Consider the following 19124-nt stretch of genomic DNA (forward strand, 5'->3'; position numbering starts at 1 on the left):
GTAACGGTAATGCATTCTATGGAGCGGTCATGGCAAACAACGAATCGGCTTCCGGCGGTCTGCAGTCGTCTCACTCTTCGGGTGCACCGTCCGCGACGGCGGGCGAGAGTACACCGCATCGCGCCGGCGATCAGCCTTTTTTCGATCCCGTCGCATACGGCAACGGCCCCGACGACTCGGTCAGCGACGCGAGCGAAAACGCCGCAATCACGAAGCATTCGATCACGATCGGCGGCAGGAAAATCAACTACACGGCGACGGCAGGTCATCTGGTGACGGTCGACCCGAGCAGTTCGCAGCCGAACGCGAAAATGTTCTACGTCGCGTTTACGCAGGACGGCCAGAAAGAGGAAACGCGCCCGCTCACTTTTTTCTACAACGGTGGGCCCGGTTCGTCCTCGGTCTTCGTGCTGCTCGGCTCGTTCGCGCCGCGGCGCATCAAAACGTCGATGCCGAGCTTTACGCCGCCCGCCCCGTATCAGATGGAGGAGAACCCGGACAGTCTGCTCGACACGAGCGACCTGATCTTCATCAACCCGGTCGGCACCGGTTATTCGGCCGCGATCGCGCCGCATAAGAACCGCGATTTCTGGGGTGTCGATCAGGACGCGGACTCGATCAAGCAGTTCATCAAGCGCTATCTGACGAAGAACAACCGGTGGAACTCGCCGAAGTTTCTGTTCGGCGAATCGTACGGCACCGCGCGCAGTTGCGTGCTTGCGTACCGGCTGCATGAAGACGGCGTCGACCTGAATGGCGTGACGCTGCAGTCGTCGATTCTCGACTACACGCAGGCGGGCAATCCGGTCGGCGCGCTGCCCACTGCGGCGGCGGATGCGTGGTTTCACAAGAAGCTCGGCATCGCGCCGAGACCGGCTGACCTCGGCGCCTTCGCGGAAGAGGTCGCGCAGTTTGCGCGCACCGACTATCTCGCCGCGTTGCGCAAGTTCCCGACCACCGACGATGCGACCGTCGAAAAGCTCAGCGAGTACACCGGTATCGACAGGACGACGTTGCTCGCATGGAGCCTCGACATCGCAGCCTACGACAGCCGCGGCAATTCGCTGTTTCTCACGACGCTGCTGAAATCGAAAGGGCTCGCGCTCGGCGCATACGACGGCCGCGTTACCGCGATCGAGACCGGCATCGCCGGGCAGATCGATCCGAACTCGGGCGGCAACGATCCGACCATGACGGCCGTCACCGGCGTCTACACGACGATGTGGAACACATACCTGAACGAGCAGTTGAAGTTCACATCGAACTCGGCATTCACCGATCTCAACGATCAGGCGTTCCAGAACTGGGACTTCAAACACATCGACCCGACCGGTGCGCAGAAAGGTGTCGATGACAAGGGCAACGTGGTGCTCTATACGGCGGGCGATCTTGCCGCGGTCATGGCGCTCAACGTCGATCTGAAGGTGCTGTCCGCGAACGGCTTTTACGATTTCGTCACGCCGTTCTATCAGACCATCATCGACTTGCAGCGCATGCCGCTCGTGAGCCAGCAGGTGCGCGAGAATCTGTCCGCGCGCTTTTATCCGTCCGGTCATATGGTTTATCTCGACGGGGCATCGCGTACCGCGCTCAAGCATGACCTCGCACAGATGTACGCGTCCGCGGTCGGCAACACAGCCGCGCTCGGCCGCATTCGCGCACTGCAGGCGCGTAACCTGGAAAGAGCGGAGAAACCGGCGTAGTAACGAGTCGCGCGCGATCGTGAAAGGTTGCGGACGCAATCGTTTTCAGTTGCGAGGAAGCGCCAATTCAAGGCCTTCGGCGCCCGTGAAATCCCGGTAGGGTTGCCGAGTGTGTTTTAATTGGTCTGCGAATTGACCCTTCCGTGCCGATCGACGGCGCGCTGACCAATGAACGAAGGCAATGCACACAGGCGTGGCAACACGCACCGCATCAGTAATCGTATCGAGTCAACCGATCATCGCGCTGCGGCACGCGCATGCCGCACTGCGCGCGTCTCGCGGTGTGCGCGCCGCGCCGCTGTCGCCGCGCTGTGCGTCTCGGCGCTGCTGCATGGCGGCGTGGTCCGCGCGCAAGATGCGTCGATGCTCGACGAGCGCGTCACGCAGCACTCGGTGGCGGACACGATCTGCAAACCCGGTTACGCAGATACCGTTTCGCCGCCGCTCGACGAGATGCTCGCGCACAAGAACCGGTTGCTTGCGCAACGGGGCATCGATGCGGACGACAGCACCGAATACGCGCTGGACCGGCGTGTGCCGATCCTGCTGGGCGGCTCGCCCGATGCGGCCGACAACTTCGATCTGCTGCCGTGGGGCGGGCATCGCGGCGAGCGCCGCAAGGAATTGCTGGCTGCGAAATTGAAGCGCTGCGTCTGTGCCGGAAAGATGAGCCTGAGCGCTGCTCAGGCGGCGATTGCGGGCGACTGGCCCGCGCAATATGCACGCCTGCGCCGCACGCCGTGCGAAGACGGTCATGTCGGCATGACGACCGATGGTGACGACGACGGCTCGTGACGCCAGGTCCGGATCAGGAGATACCCATGACGAAGCTCAAGCTCAGTTTGATCGCGGTTGCCGCGGCATCCGGCTTCCTGATGTCGAACGGTGCGTTCGCATCGGCCGGCGCGCCGCTCGGATGCCGCACTGGCGACCCTCTGCACATTCGCGGCGACGCGCCTGCCGCGATCAGCTACGATGTGTACAGCCAGCTGTACCCGCTATCCGCGAAACGGCTCGCGCTGTTCGAGGAAGCGGGCACCGTGAAGCGTTTGCCGGAAGGCCTCGACGTCTGCGAGATCGCGGACGACGGGGTGACGGATCCGTCCGCGGTGCTCGTGCGGGGCCCGCACGACCGCATGGCGTGGTGGGTTAGCGCGGACCACGTGGCGCCGAAAGCCGCGAGCGACGGAAACGACTGAGCAGCCGGTCGTGCGCCGCGCGGCTGATGCGGCGATTCATGCGGCGCGATCGGGGGACGGTGCTCGCCCGGAGCGCACCTGCCGCGATGCAAGTGCGGCAAGTGCGGCCGATGTGGCGAGCGTGTGTGCGGCACGTCAGAGGAGTCCGCAAGATGACGGCGTCTAACCTGCACCCGGCCGCGGCGCGAACGCTGCGCGGGTTTCGTTGCGTGGGGGGTGTATGAACCTGATCGTCTGGAATATTCCCGAGACCTGTTCCGAGCAGGATGTACGCGACTTTCTCCAGCACGAGCTCGGCCACTACGCGAAGAAAGTCACCGTGTTCGAACAGGGCACGTCGAACGCTTACGCCAATGTCGAATTGAATGCGGACGTACCTTACGTCGGCGATGTCATCGCGCAGCAGGTGCACGGCAAAATGCTGTGCGGCGTGGCGTTGCAGGCGAGCGCAACGCCATTCGACGAAAAGCCCGCGCCGCCGCCGAAGAGCCTGTAGCGTGCTCTTGTAAGGTACGGCTCGCCGCGCGCCGCCACGCAGTTGCGAGCGAACTCGCGTCGGTTTCAAACGCACGCGCACACGCGCACATGTCGCATAAGCACGAACGCGCATGCCGCATTCACGGGCGTGGTGCGGGCGCTTCCCAGTCGAACGGCGTGTAAGGCAATGCGCGCTTGTGATGCGTCGCCTCGTAAAAGCGCATCACGGTTTGATACACCGCGTCGCTCACCGGTTTGCCTTCGAGAAAGTCGTCGATGTCGTCGTAGCGGATGCCATACGCGTCCTCGTCGGGACGTTGCGGGCGCAACATTTCGAGGTCGGCGGTCGGCACCTTGTGCGCGAGCACGTCGGTTGCGCCGAGCGCTTGTGCGACGGCGCGCACGCGCCGCTTGAACAGGCCCGCAAGCGGCAGCACGTCCGCGCCGCCATCGCCGAACTTCGTAAAGAAGCCCATCACCGATTCCGCCGCGTGATCGGTGCCGATCACGACGCCGCGGCGCGCGCTTGCGACCGCGTATTGCGCAATCATCCGGCTGCGCGCCTTGATATTGCCGTGCACGAAGTCCTGTTGCTCGTGGTTCGCGAAGCGCAACCCGCTCACGTCCAGTGACGCGAGCATCGCATCGGCCGCGGGTTTCACGTCGACGCTCACCACTTCGTCCGCGCGAATAAACGCGAGCGCCTGCTGCGCATCGGCTTCGTCGTGCTGCGTGGCATACGGCAGGCGCATTGCAACGAAGTGCGCGTCGTAGTTTGCCGCGCGCAGCCGCTCGACGGCCAGTTGCGCGAGACGGCCCGCGGTCGTCGAATCGACGCCGCCGCTGATGCCGAGCACGTAAGTCGCAAGGCCGTTGGCGCGCAGATAGCGCGCGAGAAAATCGACGCGCCGCTCGATTTCCAGCGCGGCATCGAACGATGCGCTGACATGCAACTCGGCGGCGATGCGTTTCCGGCAAGCCGCGGCGTTTTCGTCATGGGTGGTCATCGGCGTTCTCCTCGGTGTGGACGTTGCGCTTCGTGCGGCGTCCAGACAAGTCCAGGCGGGTTTAAGCAGATCCGGGCAGATTCGAGCGTGCTGCGGACATGCAAGGAGTCTGGTTTAATGTGGACAGCCCGTCTCCGATTACGTTCGTCCAAAGCTTTAATTCAGCTGACGCATTCGCGAATATTGCTCCGCTGGTCGCGGTATCGCGTCAGTCGAAACAGGCGACCGCGATGCGCGGTCAAATTGGACTGATGTTTGTCCATTCAATGCGCTTATTCCGAATTTCGACGCGTGACATCATTGTCGTCGAAACTCCTGCGAGGCTTGCCTTCCGCGGCTCTTGCGCGTGCCATGAGGTCGGCGCGGTCATGGGTAAGCGGGTATTGCGTACACAGCGATGAAGAACAATAAGTTCTGCCGGCTGGCGAAACGCGCGCCGGAATCCGCATGTGGAAATAGTGGGCGCGATTCGGTTCTTCGAATCCAATGCGTCGGTAATATTGCGCCCGCCAATCGGGTCGCGCGCGTGGCCGCACGACTTCTTTCGAAATGGAGTTCGGGTTGGCAACGCGCCTCGCGTTTTGCCGCATCGACCTGCGCATTGGCCGCCATCGCACTGGCGAACTGCGTCATGGCAGGCAGCGCATGTGCCGCCAACGCACCGCAGCCGCATACGCAGGCGGCATGGTCCGCGCTCGAGTCCGCCGTCGCGGCGCGCGATGCGGTCGGCGGCGCCGATCCGCGGCAGGCGTTGCTGATGCGCGACCTGTTCGCGCACGACGTCGCGCGCCGGCTGAAAGTTCCGCTTGCCGATCAGCGCGCGTATGGCGAGCGGCTCGAGGCGGCGCTCGATGCGCATATGCTCGGCAGCCTGTCGGGCGAATATGTGGTGCTGGTCGACCGCAATCCGAACGTGCAGACGCTCTTTATCTATTTCCGCGCGGTCCCGGCCGACGATTGGCAACTGATCGGCGCGTCGCCGGTCGCGACCGGCCTGCCCGGACAGTACGACCACTTCATCACGCCGCTCGGCGTGTTCGAACACACGCCGGACAATATGGACTTTCGTGCGGAAGGCACGATGAACTCGAACGGTATCCGTGGCTACGGCCGGCATGATCTGCGCATCTTCGATCTTGGCTGGGCGCAGGCCGAGCGCGGATGGGGCAAGGGCGGCGTTTCGCAGATGCGTTTCCAGATGCATGCTACCGACCCGGACAAGCTCGAGCCGCTGCTCGGCATCCGCCATTCGAAGGGCTGCGTGCGGATTCCAGCAACGCTAAACCGGTTCCTCGATCACTACGGCATTCTCGATGCCGAGTACGAGGACCTCGTCGATTCGGGCCGCTCGCTGTGGGTGCTGCATTCCGACCGGCAGGTTACGCCGTGGGCGGGGCGCTATATCGTCGTCGTCGATTCGGCGCGCAAGACGAGGCCGGCATGGTCGCCCGCGCCGAGCAGCGCGCTGCGCGCGAAGATGCCGGGTCAAGCCGATACGGCCGATTGAATGAAGCGTGTCTCGCGTTTGATCGCGGTTGCGCGCAGCAATGCGCGATCAGCATGTCACGGTCGCGCAAGCTCCCGCGACCTCGCGCGACTTCGCAAGCCATGCGGCACATGAGCGAGCTCGGCGCCGCCCGCCGGCATCGGCTCACGACCTCGACCTCGCGAGCAACACCCCGACGAGTGCTACGACGAATCCTGCGATCTGGATCGGCGTCAGCGTCTCGCCAAAGCCGACATAGCCTTCGAGCGCGGCCAGCGGCGGCACGAGAAACAGCAGTGCGGTCGCGCGCGACGCGTCGCCGCGTCGGACGAGCCAGACAAGCATGGTCAGGCTGACGCCGGAGAGCATCACGATGCCCCACGCGAGCGACACCCACAGTGTCGGCGACGGAATCCAGCGATGCTCGCCGAGCGCGAGTGCAAACAGCGCGGCAACGAGCGCGGCGCCGAAATTCTGCACGGCGCTCGAGCTGCGCAGATCGGCGCTTGCGAGCGAAGTCTTCTGAAACAGCGTGCCCGCGGTAATTGCCACGACCGCGAGAATCGAGACCGTGACGACGAGCCACGCGGGCGCGTTTCCGTGCGTTGCGGACATGCCGGCCGCGGTCAGCTTCGGTTCGAGCACGAGCGCGACGCCGGCGAGGCCAAGCGCCATGCCGCTCCAGCCGCGCCGCGACAGACGTTCGCCGAAGAGCGGCGCAGCCACGGCTGCGGTCAGAAGCGGCTGCAGCGCGCCGAGCAGCGCCATGACGCCGGCCGACATGCCTTGCGCGATGGCCCAGTAGCCGGCGCCCAGATAGACGCCTTGCAGCAGCGCCCCTGCCACCAGATGTTTGCCGAGCGCGCGGCCGGTCGGCCAGGCGGCGCGGCCGATCCATGCCGCGCATGCAAACAGCAGGGCGGTGCCCGAGAAGCGCGCGAGCAGGAACAGATTCGGGTCGGCGAACGGCGCGATCGCGCGCGCGACGACAAAACCAGTCGACCACAGGACGACGAATACAACGGCACTGATTGAAGCGAGCATGACAACGACGGCAACAGGATGAGATGCGCGCAGTATCGCGAAGCGGCTGTCGAGTGTCTTGTTCGAAGCTGCACCGCTGCACCGCTGCACCGCTGCCGTGGTGACGCAGCGACCGCTCCGAAACCCGGGCCTTCAGTACATCAGCAGTATCGCCAGCGCGCCCAATACTGCGCCGCAAACGGTGCACGCCCACAGCAGCGTGCGCGTGCGCCGATATTCGCGCGTGACTTCGCCGACCAGCTGTACGTGCTGTCGCGTGGTCGCGATGCTGTGCTGCTGCTGAAGATACCGAAACGCCAGCTGCGGCACACGCGGCACCAGATGCGCAAGATGCGGCAGTTCCTGCGCGAGATGCTTTGCCCAGCCGCGATGATCGAAATCGCGCCGTGCGAGATCGGCGAGTACGCGACGCGCGATATTCCAGCTGTCGACGCCCGGATGAAGCGCATTCGCGAGTTGCTCGGCCTGCTCGAAGGCGCGTTGCGCGGCGACAAGGCGCGGCGGCACGCAGCCTTCGAACGGCGCGACCGCATGCAGCAGATGATGAAACAGCGGAGCCGCCGTCCGCTCATGCGGCGCACCCGCAAAATGGGCTTCGGCGCGCATGCGCAGTTCGGCCTCGAGCTGTTCGGTGCGCGCATCGCGCGGCACGTGCCCGGCGTTGCGATGCAGATCGGCGAGGCGTCCGTAATGCTGGCCGAACAGCGCAGTCGCGCCGTGCACGAAGAACGAGCGCTCATCGCTCGACAGATTCGACATTACCGCGAAATCGCCGAGCACGAGCTTGCCGTGCGTCTCGTCGTCGACGCTCACGCGCACGCGCTGAGCGTCGAGCGCCGCATGGAAGAAGCCATGCTCGAACGCCTCGTGTGTCACGACCTCGATGATGCGCGCGGCGAGCGCCGGCACGCTGACGCGATGCGCCGCGAGGCCAGCGAAGTCGGTCACGTGTACGGTCTCGATACGCTGTATGACAAGCGTCGCGTCGCCGCACAGGTCCCAGATCACGGCCGGCACGACGACGCGCGCGTCGTCGGCGAACAGGTGCGCCGTCTGGCTCTGGTTTGCCGCTTCCGCGCGCAGGTCGAGACGGCGCATGATTTCCTGCGTGAACGTCTCCGCCAGTTCGCGCACGCGCAGTTTGCGCGCCGCGCGCGACAGCTTTTCGAGCCAGCGCGCGACCCAGCGCAGCAGCGCCGTTTCGTCGGCGATCTGCGTGCGCTGACCGACGCGCAGCAACTTGATCTCGACGTCGCGATGGCCATCGATCGGCATGGCGAGCCGCGCGAGGTGGGTCTGGTGCGCAAAGCCGTTTTCGACGGCGGTCAGATCGATCGATTCGAACAGCGTCGGCAGCGGCCTGCCGAATGCGGCGGTCAGCGCCTTGCCCGCGGCGTCGGGCGGCAGCGGTTCGAGTAGATGGTGGACCGAATCGAGCGCGTCGTGCAGCGTGCCGGCGGCGAGCTCGGGGCGCGTCGCGAGTGTTTGCACAAAGCCGCCGGCGAGCGGGCCGAGCAGCGGAAGCAGGCCGCGCACACCCGCGCGGCCGCGCTCGGACGCATGCACGCGCTCGAGCAGCGTGACGATCCAGTGCACCTTATGGTCGGCAGGCGCGGCGAGCCAGATAAGGCGTGCGCCGAAGCGCAATGCGTGGAACAGCAGGAGCAGGCGGCGAAAGAAAGACGGCATCGGCTAAACGGTCGGCAGGGCGCACGGGGCAGTGCGCCGCATAAGGGGGCAAGCTTAGCAGGGATGCGCGTTCGGGCCCACTAGCGCCGACGGGTCGTTCGATGTTCCGGTGCGGCGGCACGCGTGCAGCACGCCGGACCAGCTGCCGCGCTTTACCAGGCTTTGCCGTGCGCGAACCCTGGCGCGTCCGCGGGTCTCACGTAATACAATATGCCGGCCTCCTGAACTGACACGAGCCGATTACGAACGGCTGCCCAAGAGAGAGATGCTCGCCGAACAACGCTATCAATACATCCTGTCGCAAGTCTCGAAGAACGGCGCATTGTCGGTGGCGGAACTCGTGCGCGAACTGAACGTATCGCGCGAGACGATCCGCCGCGACCTCAATACGCTTGCCGAACGCGGCCTCATCGTGACGACGCACGGCGGCGCGTTGTCGAGCGAGCGGCGCGAGCCCGATCTCGATGTGCGCGAAGCGGCCAACGCGGCGGCCAAGCGAGCGATCGGAGAGCGAACGGCGCAGCTCGTGCCGGACGGCGCATCGCTCGTCATCGATTCGGGCAGCACGACGAACGCGGTTGCGCGCGCGTTGATGATCCGTCATCGGCTGTCGATCTATACGAACGACTGGCGCATCGCGCTCGTCCTCGGACGTCGCAATGAGAATCGCGTGACGCTGCTCGGCGGCGAGCTGTCCGATATCGAAGACGCGGCGTTCGGGCTCGATACGATCCATCAGCTGTCGCAGTATCACGCCGATTTCGCCATCGTCGGCGCGGGCGGTATTACGCCCGATGCGCATCTGGCGGACTACTCGCGCATGGCGGCCGAAGTGCGCGCGAAGATGATCGAGGCCGGCAATATTGTCGTGGTCGTCGCCGACAATTCGAAGTTCGGGCGCGTGACGCCGGTGCGCATTCGCGGCCTCGAGCGCGCGCGCTATGTCGTGACCGAAGTTGCGCCGGAGCGCGCGCTCGCGAAGGCGATTACCGCGCGCGGGCCTGAGATTCTTGTCGCTTGAGCGCGACAGCGGGCGCGCATTCGAGTCGCGCTCGCCGCGTACATGCCGTTGCCTGCCGTCTGTCGCCGTCTGTCGCCGTCCGTCGCCGTCCGTCCGCCGTCTGTCCGCACCGGCGTATCGAACTCTCTGCTACTGAACGCGTATCCCTAACTGCTCGAGCGTCCGGCCGATCGCCGCCACGGCGTTGTGCATTTCGTTGACGTCGACGGCGCCGATGCAACCGACGCGAAACGTGTCCATCTGCGTGAGCTTCCCCGGATACAGCACATACCCCGCCTCGCGCACGGCCGCGTAAAACGCGGCGAAATTCCACTGCGCGTCGCGCGGCGCGTGAAACGTGACGATCACCGGTGCTTGCGCCTCGGCGCGCAGGAAAGGACGAAAGCCAAGCGCCTGCATGCCGTCGATCAGCGTCGCGCAATTGCGCGCATAGCGCGCGCCGCGCGCATGCTGTCCGCCTTCCGCGATAAACGTGTCGAGCGCGCGGCGTAACGCGGCGACGACGTGCGTGGGCGGCGTGAAGCGCCACTGCGTCGTCTTCTTCATATACGCGTACTGGTCGTACAGGTCGAGCGCCAACGACGGCGAGCGGCCTTCGCTGGCTTCGAGCACGCTGCGCCTGACAATCGCAAAGCCCATGCCGGGCACGCCTTCGAGACACTTGCCGCTGGAGGATACGAGTGCATCGATGCCGCCTGTGCGCAGGTCGATCGGCAGCGCACCGAACGAACTCATTGCGTCGACGATCAGGCTCTTCCTGCGCCGCTTGCAGAGCGCGGCGATTTCATCGAGCGGATTGAGCAAACCCGCGCTCGTTTCGAGGTGCACCAGCGCGACGTGCGTGATGCGCGGCTCGAGCCCAAGCGCCTGTTCGAGCGCCGCTGCGGTGACCGGCTCGTCTTCGCGCAATGGCAACTCGACGCAGGCGATGGCAAGCCGCTGCAGGATCTTCACGATACGTGCGCAATACGCACCGTTGTTCGGCACGAGCACGCAGCCGTCGCGCGGCACCAGCGTGCCGAGCGCGGCTTCGACGGCGAAGGTCCCGCTGCCTTGCAGCGGCACGCAGACGTAGTCGGCAGTGCCATGCGCGATATCGACGAGGTCGCTGCAGACGCTTTGCGTGAGCCGGTTGAAGGCAGCATCCCACGAGCCCCAGTCGCGCAGCATCGCTTCGCGTGTCGTGGGCGATGTGGTGAGCGGTCCCGGCGTCAACAGGACCGGATCGTTTCCGAGAATCACAAAGGGTTCCTTTTTGTCGAGCGATGATCTCGCCGATACGGCACATCGCGGCGACATGAGCATGTTGGCTTTAATTGGCAGTATGTGTCAAGTTGTGGCATTTTTATGATCCGTCACGGGATTGTCACGGAAACCTGTGATTCTTGCCGCTGCCTGTCGAAACACGGCAGGCGGCGGAATCGTCGGATCAGGAGCCGCCCCCGCCAGGCTGCGGTCAAGCGGGATTGTCAGTCGACGTCAGCAATAGTTGAGCAAGGTGAGTTGGCAATCTGTGTGAGCCAGGCGGACCCTACACATGCGGCGCGGCTGCTTTCGTACCTTTGCGCGTTCGCGCCGCACAAACAGAACAGATTCGGGCAACCCGATGCGCCGGGTTCGGCCGTCGGTATTTCGCCCTTTGGAGAAAACGACATGAGATCGACGAATCAACCTCGCGCAATCGCCGGCGTCGTCCGCACACTGCTGCCGGCACTCGTCGCCGCCGCGGCGTTCGGCGCGAGCCTGTCCGCCCATGCGGCCGACGCGGTGGTGCTGTACACCGCCGACGGCCTCGAAAATCTGTACAAGGACGTGCTGCCGGCGTTCGAAAAGAAGGAAGGCATCAAGGTCAACATCGTGACGGCAGGCAGCGGCGAGGTGGTGAACCGCGCGACCGTCGAAAAAGACTCGCCGAAGGCCGACGTGCTCGTCACGCTGCCGCCGTTTATCCAGCAGGCGGCGCAAACGGGCCTGCTGCAGAACTACCAGAGCGTGAACTACAAGAACGTGCCGGCCATCGCGAAGGCGTCGGATGGCGCGTGGGCGACCTTCGTCAACAACTACTTCTCGTTCGCGATCAATCCGGAAGTCGTCAAGAGCCAGCCTAAGACGTTCGCGGATCTGCTGCATCCGGACTACAGCGGCAAGGTCGCGTATTCGAATCCGGCCACGGCCGGCGACGGCATGGCGGTGATCATCCTGACCACTTCGCTGATGGGCGAAGACAAGGCGTTCGATTACCTGAAGAAGCTCGAGCAGAGCGCGAAGTTCCACACCAAGGGCACGGGCTACCTCGACGTGCTGCTGTCGCGCAATGAAATCTCGGTTGCGAACGGCGACCTGCAGATGGACCTCGACGATGCGGCGAACGGCGGCCTAACCCTGAAACCGATCTTCCTCGCGGCCGACAACGGCGGCCAGCCGACCACGTTCCAGCTGCCGTACGCGATCGGCCTGATCAAGAACGGCCCGAACACGGCCGGCGGCAAGAAGCTGATCGACTACCTGATGTCGAGCGAAGTGCAGGCCAGGGTGCCGGACATCTTCGGCATCCCGGCGCGTAGCGACGTGGCGCTTTCCGGCAAGAACGGCGCCGCGGTCAAGCAGGCCATCTCCGGCGTGAAGCTGATTCCGGTCGACTGGAATCACGTGATGGCGAAGAAGGCCGACTGGACCGCGCGCTGGAAGAACGATGTGATCGGTAATTCGGGCAAGCAGCTCGAAGTCGTGAAGCCGAAATAAGTGGCTTGCCTTGCACTTCGCTTCATTTCGCCTGGCGGCGATCGTCCATCACTGAAAAGCGGGAGACGAACCCGGTGAATACCGCGAGCCTTGCTCATGCCGGCGCACTCGACGCCGCTCCCGAATCACCGGGTATCGCGCACGCCGACACTTCGGGCGGCGTGCGGATCGAGCACCTGACCGTGCGTTTCGGCGCGCGCACGGTGCTCGACGACCTGTCGCTCACGATCGAACGCGGCGAGCTGCTCACCGTGCTTGGCCGCAGCGGCTGCGGCAAGACCACGCTGCTGCGTTTCATTGCCGGGTTCATCGAGGCGGACGGGCTGTCCGGCACGTTGACGGTGGCCGGCCACGACCTCACGCATGTTCCCCCGCACAAGCGCAATCTCGGGTTGCTGTTCCAGAGCTATGCGCTGTTTCCGCATCTGTCGGTTTTCGATAACGTCGCGTTCGGGCTGCGGGCGCGGCGCGTGACGTCGAAAGAAATCGCGCGGCGTGTCGCCGACGCGCTCAAACTCGTGCAGCTCGGCGATTCAGGGCATGTGATGCCCGCGCAACTGTCGGGCGGCATGCAGCAGCGCGTCGCCCTGGCGCGCGCGCTGGTGATCGAACCGGACGTGCTGCTGCTCGACGAGCCGCTGTCCGCGCTCGACGCCAATCTGCGTGCTTCGGTGCGCTCCGAACTGAAGGCGCTGCACGAACGGCTGCCGAATCTGACGATCGTCTGCGTGACGCACGATCAGGACGACGCGCTCGTGCTGTCCGATCGCACGCTGTTGATGCGCGAAGGCCGCATCGCCCAGCTCGGCACGCCGCAACAGTTGTACGACACGCCGGACGACGCGTTCGTCGCGCGCTATCTCGGCGCGGCGAATCTGCTGCCCGCGCAGGTGGTCTTCCCGCTCGGCGATGCACGCTATACGGAGCGCGAGCGCGTCGCGTGTCTGCGGCCGGAGTCGCTGCGCATCGTGCCGCTCGGGCAAGGGCAACTGCATGGCGCGATCGCGTCGGTCGAATGGTATGGCGCGGTGCTGTCGGTGTCGGTCGTGCTCGATGCGATGCCGAACGAGCCGGTGCTCGTCACGATGCAGCGCGTGAGCAGCATGACGCCCGAAAAGGGCGCGCGCGTGTCCCTGCATTACGAGGCAGACGATGTCGTCCTTATCAAGCCCTGACGCGCTCGGCTCGACGGCCAACGCCGGTGACGCCGACGCGCGCCGTGCGGCAAGCGTCGCGTTGCATGCCGCGCAGAGGCGCCGCCGGATGCGTGCGTCGCAGTGGCATCTGCTGTTTCTGGCCGTATTCGTGCTCGGGCCGCTGGTCGTCTATCCGCTCGTGCGGCTCGTGCTGTTGAGCCTGTCGGGCGCGCACGGCGTCAGCCTGCAGGCGTACGCGAAGTTCTTCGGCAATCCGGAGACGAGCGGCGTGATCGGCACCACGCTGTGGATTCTTTTGCTCAGCGCGGGGCTCGCGTCGCTGCTCGGCGTCGCGTTGGCGGCGCTGCTGTTTTTCAGGCCGTTTCCCGGCGCACGGCTCGTTACGCGGTTTCTCGAACTGTTCGTCGCGTTTCCGTCGTTTCTGGTCGCGTTCACGCTGATCTTTCTGTACGGCTCGCAAGGCTCGGTCAGCATCGGGCTGCAGCGGCTTTTCGATTTGCAGGCGCCGCCGCTCGATTTTCTGTTCGGTATCGGCGGCGTGGTGCTGGCGGAAGTCGTGTTCTATGCGCCGTTCGTCGTCAGGCCGACGCTCGCGTCGTTCGCGCTGCTCGATATGCGGTTGATCGAAGCGGCACGCAGTCTCGGCGCGAACGGCTGGATGGTCGCGTGGCGCGTGATCGTGCCGCTCGCATGGCCCGGCATCGCGGCCGGCACGATTCTCTGCTTCCTGCTGACGCTCAACGAGTTCGGCATTCTGCTCGTGCTCGGCAGCGCGCATCTGATTACGTTGCCGGTTGCGATCTATAGCTCGGCCACGGTCGATCTCGATCTGCCGACCGCTGCCGCGGGGGCGGTCGTGATGCTCGCGATGTCGCTGTCGCTCTATGCGCTGTACCGTCAGGTCAACCGGCGCGCCGCGGGAGGTCGACGCTGATGGCGATGCCGCAAGACAAGGTCGTGCTGCCCGCGATCCGCCATCGCGCGCGTCCTGTGCAGCGCGGTCTCGTGGCGCGTGTCGCAAGCGGCGTGTTCCTCGCATTCGCCGCGCTGCTGTGTGTCTGGCTGTTCGTTTTACCGGTGATCGTCGTCGCGTTGTCGAGCGTCGCCGCACATTGGTCCGGCACAATCCTGCCCGATGGTTTCAGCATGCGCTGGTTCGAGCGCCTCGGCTCGAGCGATTTCGATGCGGTCACAACGAGTCTCGAAGTCGGCTTCGGGGTGGCGCTGCTCGGCACGGCACTCGGGTTGTGGCTTGCGCTTGCGCTCGAGGGGCGCGACCGGCGCGGACTCGGCGCGCTCGTCGATACGATCGCGATGATGCCCAACGGCGTGCCGAGCGTCGTGCTCGGGCTCGCGGTGCTGATCGCGTATCACAAGCGGCCGGTGGATCTGTCGAGTTCGGCGGCGATCGTCGTATTCGTACAGCTCGCGCTCGTGCTGCCATTCTGCTATCGCTGCGCGGCCGCGGCGCTGCGGCCCGAACTGACGGTGCTGCGCGAAGCGGCGGCGAGCCTCGGCGCGCCGCCGTCGATGGTGTTGCGTACGGTTGTACTGCCGCAGCTCGTGCCGGCGATTCGCGCGAGTCTCGCGCTCGGCTTCGCACTGTCGCTTGGCGAACTCGGCGCGACACTGACCGTGTATCCGCCGGGCTTTGCGACCGTGCCGATCGTCGTGGTCGGACAGGTCGAACGCGGTTATTACCTGCCGGCTTCGGCGCTCGCGCTGATTCTGCTGCTGGTCTCGCTCGCCGCGCTGCTGCTGATTGCGGCGCGCGTGCCTAAACGGCGCGCGGGCTGATACCCGTCCGCGCGGTCAATCTCCGAAATTTTGCGTGGTGTCTCTTTCGTGGAAATCCGGCGCTTGCGGTTGTGGCAAAATTTGTCCAAATGACCGAAAATGTGGAAATCGCGCTGGTATCAATGGGAAGCATGCAATGACTGGTCAATCTGCTGAAGCGACCCGCGCTTCGCCGAACATCGAAGTCAACGGGCGGACCTACCGGCTACCCGGCACGCCAACCGTGGTCGTGTGCATCGACGGCTGCGAATACGACTATCTCGAAGCGGCGGCCGCGGCCGGCGCCGCGCCGTATCTTGCGCGGCTGCTCGCCGGCGGCGCGGCGTTCAAGGGCGATTGCGTGATTCCGTCGTTCACCAACCCGAATAACCTGTCGATCGTCTGCGGCGTGCCGCCCGCGGTGCACGGCATCTGCGGCAATTACTTCTGGGACCCCGATGCGAACGGCGGCAAGGGCGGCGAAGTGATGATGAACGACCCAGCGTATCTGCGCGCGGGCACGTTGCTGGCCGCGGCGTCGCAGGCGGGCGCGGCGGTCGCGGTCGTCACGGCGAAGGACAAGCTGCGCGGGCTGCTCGGCTGGCAGATGAAGGGCATCTGCTTTTCCGCGGAAAAAGCGGATGCGGCAACGCTCGAGGAAAACGGCATCGAACGCGTGACCGAACTGGTCGGTTTGCCGGTGCCGGACGTGTATAGCGCGGCACTATCGGAGTTTGTGTTTGCCGCGGGCGTGCGGCTTGCGCAAACGCGCAAGCTCGACCTCATGTATCTGTCGACCACCGATTACGTGCAGCACAAGAGCGCGCCGGGCGCGCCCGACGCCAATGCGTTCTACGCGATGATGGACCGTTATCTTGCGCAGTTGCATGAGCTCGGCTGGACGATCGCGCTGACCGCCGACCACGGCATGAATGCGAAGCACGATGCGATGACCGGCGAGCCCAATGTGATCTATCTGCAGGACACGCTCGATGACTGGTTCGGCGCAGGCGCGGCACGCGTGATTCTGCCGATTACCGACCCTTATGTGGTGCACCATGGCGCGCTCGGGTCGTTTGCGACGGTCTATCTGCCTGCGTCGTTTGCCGCTGCGAACGAAATCGATGTGGTGATCGAAAGGCTTGCCGCGCTGCCCGGCGTCGACGTCGTGCTCGACAATCGCGCGGCTTGCGAACGCTTTGAGCTGCCGAACGATCGCGTCGGCGACATCGTCGTGATCAGCAAGCGCGACGTCGTGCTCGGCACGCGGCAAGCCGAACACGACCTGTCCGGCCTGACCGTGCCGCTGCGCTCGCATGGCGGCTTGTCCGAGCAGCAGGTGCCGCTCATCTTCAACCGGCGCGTCGCGCATTGGCCTGCCGACAGGCGCCTGCGTAACTTCGACGTGTTCGATGTCGCGCTCAACCATCTGGTGATTTCATGAACGCTGCGCTCGCGGAACGTCAGTCTGATTGTGCGGCCGGTCGTTCGAGTGCTCGTTCGGGTGCTCATTCAAGCGATCACGCGGCTTTTCGCGAGGAAGCGTTGCGGCTCGCCGGCGCACGCGTGCGGCGCGAGCGCACGCTCGACGTAGTCGATCCGTATCGCGGGCTGCGCGTCGGCAGCGTGCCGCTTGCGTGCGTCGACGATGTCCGTACGGCGTTCGAGTACGCGTATGCATATCCGGCAAAACTCACGCGCTATGAGCGCTCGCAGATACTCGAGCGCGCCGCGGCCTTGCTGCGCGAACGCGCGGAGGCTGCATCGGATCTGATCTCGCTCGAATCGGGCCTGTCGAAGCAGGACTCGCGTTATGAGATCGGCCGCGTCGCCGATGTATTCAAGTTCGCATCGATCGAAGCGCTGCGCGACGACGGCCAGAGTTTTTCGTGCGATCTGACGCCGCATGGCAAGCGTCGTCGCGTGTTCACGCAGCGCGAGCCGCTTGCGGGTGTGATCGTTGCAATCACACCCTTCAACCATCCGATGAACCAGGTCGCGCACAAGATCGCGCCGGCGATCGCGACGAACAATCGCGTCTTGCTGAAGCCATCGGAAAAGGTGCCGCTTTCTGCGTATTACCTTGCCGATCTGCTGTACGAGGCCGGCTTGCCTGAGCCGATGTTGCAAGTGCTGACCGGCGATCCGCGCGAAATCGCCGATGAACTGATCACGCATCCGCTCGCGGAACTCGTGACGTTTACCGGTGGTGTGCCGATCGGCAAGCACATCGCGACGCGGGCCGGTTACCGGCGCGTCGTGCTGGAGCTCGGCGGTAACGATCCGCTGATCGTGCTCGAAGATGCCGATCTCGAACGCGCGGCCGAGCTGGCCGTGCAGGGCTCGTACAAGAACTCGGGGCAGCGGTGCACGGCGGTCAAACGAATGCTTGTGCAGCGTAGCGTGGCCGCGCGTTTTACCGAGCTTGTCGTCGAAAAGACGCGTGCATGGTCGTATGGCGATCCGTTAGATCCGGCGAACCAGATGGGCACGGTCATCGACGAAGCCGCGGCGCGGCTGTTCGAAGCGCGCGTCAATGAAGCGCTCGCGCAAGGCGCGCGCCTTCTGACCGGTAATCAGCGCGACGGCGCGCTGTATGCGCCGACGGTCGTCGATTGCGTCGATCCGTCGATGACGCTGATACGCGAAGAAACCTTTGGGCCGGTTTCGCCGATCGTCGCGTTCGATACGCTCGACGACGCGCTTCGAATCAGCAACGGCACGCCCTATGGGTTGTCGTGCGGCGTGTGCACGAACCGGCAGGACGCGATTCTGCGTTTCATCAACGAATTGCGGGTCGGCACCGTGAATGTGTGGGAAGTGCCCGGCTATCGCGTCGAGCTCACGCCATTCGGCGGCATTAAAGATTCGGGGCTCGGCTATAAGGAAGGCGTGCAGGAGGCGATGAAGAGCTTCACCAATCTCAAGACGTTTTCGTTACCGTGGGAGTGACATCGTGGCTTTGAGTCTTAGCGACATCCGTGAGCTGTTCGAGCAACACGGGAGTCTCAATTATGGCGGCGAGCAGGTGACCCAGCTCGAGCATGCGTTGCAGTGCGGCGCGCTTGCGGAAAAGGAAGAAGCAGGCGACGAGCTGGTGGCCGCGGCGTTTCTGCACGACATCGGGCATTTGCTGAATCGTCGTGGTCCGACGCCGACTGCACGCGGCGTCGACGATCTGCATCAGTTCTTTGCGCTGCCGTTTCTGCGACCCGTATTGCCCGATGCGGTGCTCGAGCCGATTCGCCTGCATGTCGATGCCAAGCGCTGTTTGTGCGCGATCGACGATACGTACTTCGGCAGGCTGTCGCCGGATTCGGTGCGTAGTTTGAATCTGCAAGGCGGCATTTTTAGCAGCGACGAAGCCAACGCGTTCCTGAGCAAGCCGCATGCTGAAGACGCACTGCGTTTGCGTCGCTGGGACGATCTCGCGAAGGTGGCAAATACAGTGACGCCCGATGTGGACCACTTTCTTGGCGTGGTCGAGCGCGTGATGGAGAGGCAGGCGGTGGCTTGATTTAAGCGCTTCTTCACCGGCCCTCATGCTTTGCAAAATACCGCTTGCGTCGTGCCATGCATGTGTCTAGAATTCCGGTCTTTCGCGCTTTTGATCGCCTCTTTGTGAGGCGCAGTTGAAGAAAGTGCGGAAACAGGAAGTGAGCGGGATCGCCAGCAATGGCGGGGCTTTCGCGGCGTCGGGCAGGTGGAGTGAAGTTAAAAACCTGTTGACGATGTGAGTGGGAGTCTGCATAATCTCGCTTCTCTGCTGCAGCGAGCGGCGGACACGAAGAAGGGCGGTGGCGGTTCAGCGGAATGCGCCGGA

The 19124-nt window shown here is 64.5% G+C and carries 17 protein-coding genes; 13 read left to right on the forward strand and 4 right to left on the reverse strand.

Translation table 11 applies throughout. The features are described 5' to 3' along the window. Positions 1-29: 29 nt before the first annotated feature. The 4 genes from QYH69_RS07670 to QYH69_RS07685 all read left to right on the forward strand — a co-directional run bounded on the left by QYH69_RS07670 (position 30) and on the right by QYH69_RS07685 (position 3398). Positions 30-1703 (forward strand): peptidase S1, encoded by a 1674-nt coding sequence (locus QYH69_RS07670; protein WP_308831281.1) that lies wholly within the window; start codon positions 30-32, stop codon positions 1701-1703. Positions 1704-1871: 168 nt separating this feature from the next. Then, positions 1872-2498, forward strand: coding sequence for a hypothetical protein (locus tag QYH69_RS07675; RefSeq protein WP_308831282.1), 627 nt, complete (start codon positions 1872-1874; stop codon positions 2496-2498). A gap of 26 nt (positions 2499-2524) precedes the next feature. Then, positions 2525-2902, forward strand: coding sequence for a hypothetical protein (locus QYH69_RS07680; RefSeq protein ID WP_374992364.1), 378 nt, complete (start codon positions 2525-2527; stop codon positions 2900-2902). 220 nt (positions 2903-3122) lie between these two features. Beyond that, complete coding sequence (locus tag QYH69_RS07685) at positions 3123-3398, forward strand: RNA-binding protein (protein WP_308831283.1); 276 nt, start codon at positions 3123-3125, stop codon at positions 3396-3398. A 121-nt stretch (positions 3399-3519) separates the two neighbouring features. On the opposite strand, the gene nadE is transcribed toward QYH69_RS07685, so the two are convergent. Then, positions 3520-4386, reverse strand: coding sequence for an ammonia-dependent NAD(+) synthetase (gene nadE, locus QYH69_RS07690; protein ID WP_308831284.1), 867 nt, complete (start codon positions 4384-4386; stop codon positions 3520-3522). 601 nt (positions 4387-4987) lie between these two features. On the opposite strand from nadE, the gene QYH69_RS07695 reads away from it, so the two are divergent. Continuing rightward, positions 4988-5893, forward strand: coding sequence for a L,D-transpeptidase (locus QYH69_RS07695; RefSeq protein ID WP_308831285.1), 906 nt, complete (start codon positions 4988-4990; stop codon positions 5891-5893). Positions 5894-6037: 144 nt separating this feature from the next. Here the strand turns inward: QYH69_RS07695 and QYH69_RS07700 are convergent, their stop codons facing one another. After that, on the reverse strand, positions 6038-6916 hold the full coding sequence (locus QYH69_RS07700) for a DMT family transporter (protein WP_308831286.1): 879 nt from the start codon (positions 6914-6916) through the stop codon (positions 6038-6040). Between the two features lie 132 nt (positions 6917-7048). Beyond that, on the reverse strand, positions 7049-8605 hold the full coding sequence (locus tag QYH69_RS07705; RefSeq protein WP_308831287.1) for an AarF/UbiB family protein: 1557 nt from the start codon (positions 8603-8605) through the stop codon (positions 7049-7051). Between the two features lie 265 nt (positions 8606-8870). Here QYH69_RS07705 and QYH69_RS07710 point away from each other — a divergent pair, with 265 nt between their 5' ends. Further along, entirely contained in the window at positions 8871-9626 is a 756-nt protein-coding gene (locus tag QYH69_RS07710; RefSeq protein WP_308831288.1) for a DeoR/GlpR family DNA-binding transcription regulator, read from the forward strand. Positions 9627-9755: 129 nt separating this feature from the next. On the opposite strand, the gene QYH69_RS07715 is transcribed toward QYH69_RS07710, so the two are convergent. Continuing rightward, on the reverse strand, positions 9756-10925 hold the full coding sequence (locus tag QYH69_RS07715; RefSeq protein WP_374992365.1) for a 2-aminoethylphosphonate--pyruvate transaminase: 1170 nt from the start codon (positions 10923-10925) through the stop codon (positions 9756-9758). Positions 10926-11279: 354 nt separating this feature from the next. On the opposite strand from QYH69_RS07715, the gene phnS reads away from it, so the two are divergent. The 7 genes from phnS (at position 11280) to QYH69_RS07750 (ending at position 18818) form a co-directional block, all read left to right on the forward strand. Further along, a complete protein-coding gene (gene phnS / locus QYH69_RS07720; RefSeq protein WP_308831289.1) occupies positions 11280-12368 on the forward strand; it encodes a 2-aminoethylphosphonate ABC transporter substrate-binding protein in 1089 nt (362 codons plus the stop codon). Between the two features lie 74 nt (positions 12369-12442). Next, complete coding sequence (phnT, locus tag QYH69_RS07725) at positions 12443-13543, forward strand: 2-aminoethylphosphonate ABC transport system ATP-binding subunit PhnT (protein WP_308831290.1); 1101 nt, start codon at positions 12443-12445, stop codon at positions 13541-13543. Further along, positions 13521-14459, forward strand: coding sequence for a 2-aminoethylphosphonate ABC transporter permease subunit (locus tag QYH69_RS07730; protein WP_308831291.1), 939 nt, complete (start codon positions 13521-13523; stop codon positions 14457-14459). Before phnT ends, QYH69_RS07730 begins: the two co-directional genes overlap by 23 nt. Beyond that, entirely contained in the window at positions 14459-15322 is an 864-nt protein-coding gene (gene phnV, locus QYH69_RS07735) for a 2-aminoethylphosphonate ABC transport system, membrane component PhnV (RefSeq protein WP_308831292.1), read from the forward strand. The genes QYH69_RS07730 and phnV overlap by 1 nt, the downstream gene beginning before the upstream one ends. 136 nt (positions 15323-15458) lie before the next feature. Next, positions 15459-16745 carry a phosphonoacetate hydrolase gene (gene phnA, locus QYH69_RS07740; RefSeq protein WP_308831293.1) on the forward strand — a complete coding sequence of 429 codons (1287 nt, stop codon included), beginning with the start codon at positions 15459-15461 and terminating at the stop codon, positions 16743-16745. Beyond that, positions 16742-18253 (forward strand): phosphonoacetaldehyde dehydrogenase, encoded by a 1512-nt coding sequence (gene phnY, locus QYH69_RS07745; RefSeq protein WP_308831294.1) that lies wholly within the window; start codon positions 16742-16744, stop codon positions 18251-18253. The genes phnA and phnY overlap by 4 nt, the downstream gene beginning before the upstream one ends. 4 nt (positions 18254-18257) lie before the next feature. Next, positions 18258-18818, forward strand: a complete 561-nt coding sequence (locus QYH69_RS07750) for a phosphonate degradation HD-domain oxygenase (protein WP_308831295.1) — start codon at positions 18258-18260, stop codon at positions 18816-18818. The last annotated feature ends 306 nt before the right edge of the window (positions 18819-19124 follow it).

The sequence above is a fragment of the Paraburkholderia sp. SARCC-3016 genome, from assembly GCF_031119615.1.
In the GTDB taxonomy this organism is placed as follows: Bacteria; Pseudomonadota; Gammaproteobacteria; order Burkholderiales; family Burkholderiaceae; genus Paraburkholderia.

Bases quoted from the DNA above. Each gene is read 5' to 3' on its own strand.
- phnY (WP_308831294.1), top strand. From the start codon at position 16,742: ATGAACGCTGCGCTCGCGGAACGTCAGTCTGATTGTGCGGCCGGTCGT.
- QYH69_RS07705 (WP_308831287.1), bottom strand. From the start codon at position 8,605: ATGCCGTCTTTCTTTCGCCGCCTGCTCCTGCTGTTCCACGCATTGCGC.
- QYH69_RS07710 (WP_308831288.1), top strand. From the start codon at position 8,871: ATGCTCGCCGAACAACGCTATCAATACATCCTGTCGCAAGTCTCGAAG.
- QYH69_RS07685 (WP_308831283.1), top strand. From the start codon at position 3,123: ATGAACCTGATCGTCTGGAATATTCCCGAGACCTGTTCCGAGCAGGAT.
- QYH69_RS07680 (WP_374992364.1), top strand. From the start codon at position 2,525: ATGACGAAGCTCAAGCTCAGTTTGATCGCGGTTGCCGCGGCATCCGGC.
- nadE (WP_308831284.1), bottom strand. From the start codon at position 4,386: ATGACCACCCATGACGAAAACGCCGCGGCTTGCCGGAAACGCATCGCC.
- phnV (WP_308831292.1), top strand. From the start codon at position 14,459: ATGGCGATGCCGCAAGACAAGGTCGTGCTGCCCGCGATCCGCCATCGC.
- QYH69_RS07700 (WP_308831286.1), bottom strand. From the start codon at position 6,916: ATGCTCGCTTCAATCAGTGCCGTTGTATTCGTCGTCCTGTGGTCGACT.
- QYH69_RS07715 (WP_374992365.1), bottom strand. From the start codon at position 10,925: ATGTCGCCGCGATGTGCCGTATCGGCGAGATCATCGCTCGACAAAAAG.
- QYH69_RS07675 (WP_308831282.1), top strand. From the start codon at position 1,872: ATGAACGAAGGCAATGCACACAGGCGTGGCAACACGCACCGCATCAGT.
- QYH69_RS07730 (WP_308831291.1), top strand. From the start codon at position 13,521: ATGTCGTCCTTATCAAGCCCTGACGCGCTCGGCTCGACGGCCAACGCC.
- QYH69_RS07670 (WP_308831281.1), top strand. From the start codon at position 30: ATGGCAAACAACGAATCGGCTTCCGGCGGTCTGCAGTCGTCTCACTCT.
- phnS (WP_308831289.1), top strand. From the start codon at position 11,280: ATGAGATCGACGAATCAACCTCGCGCAATCGCCGGCGTCGTCCGCACA.
- phnA (WP_308831293.1), top strand. From the start codon at position 15,459: ATGACTGGTCAATCTGCTGAAGCGACCCGCGCTTCGCCGAACATCGAA.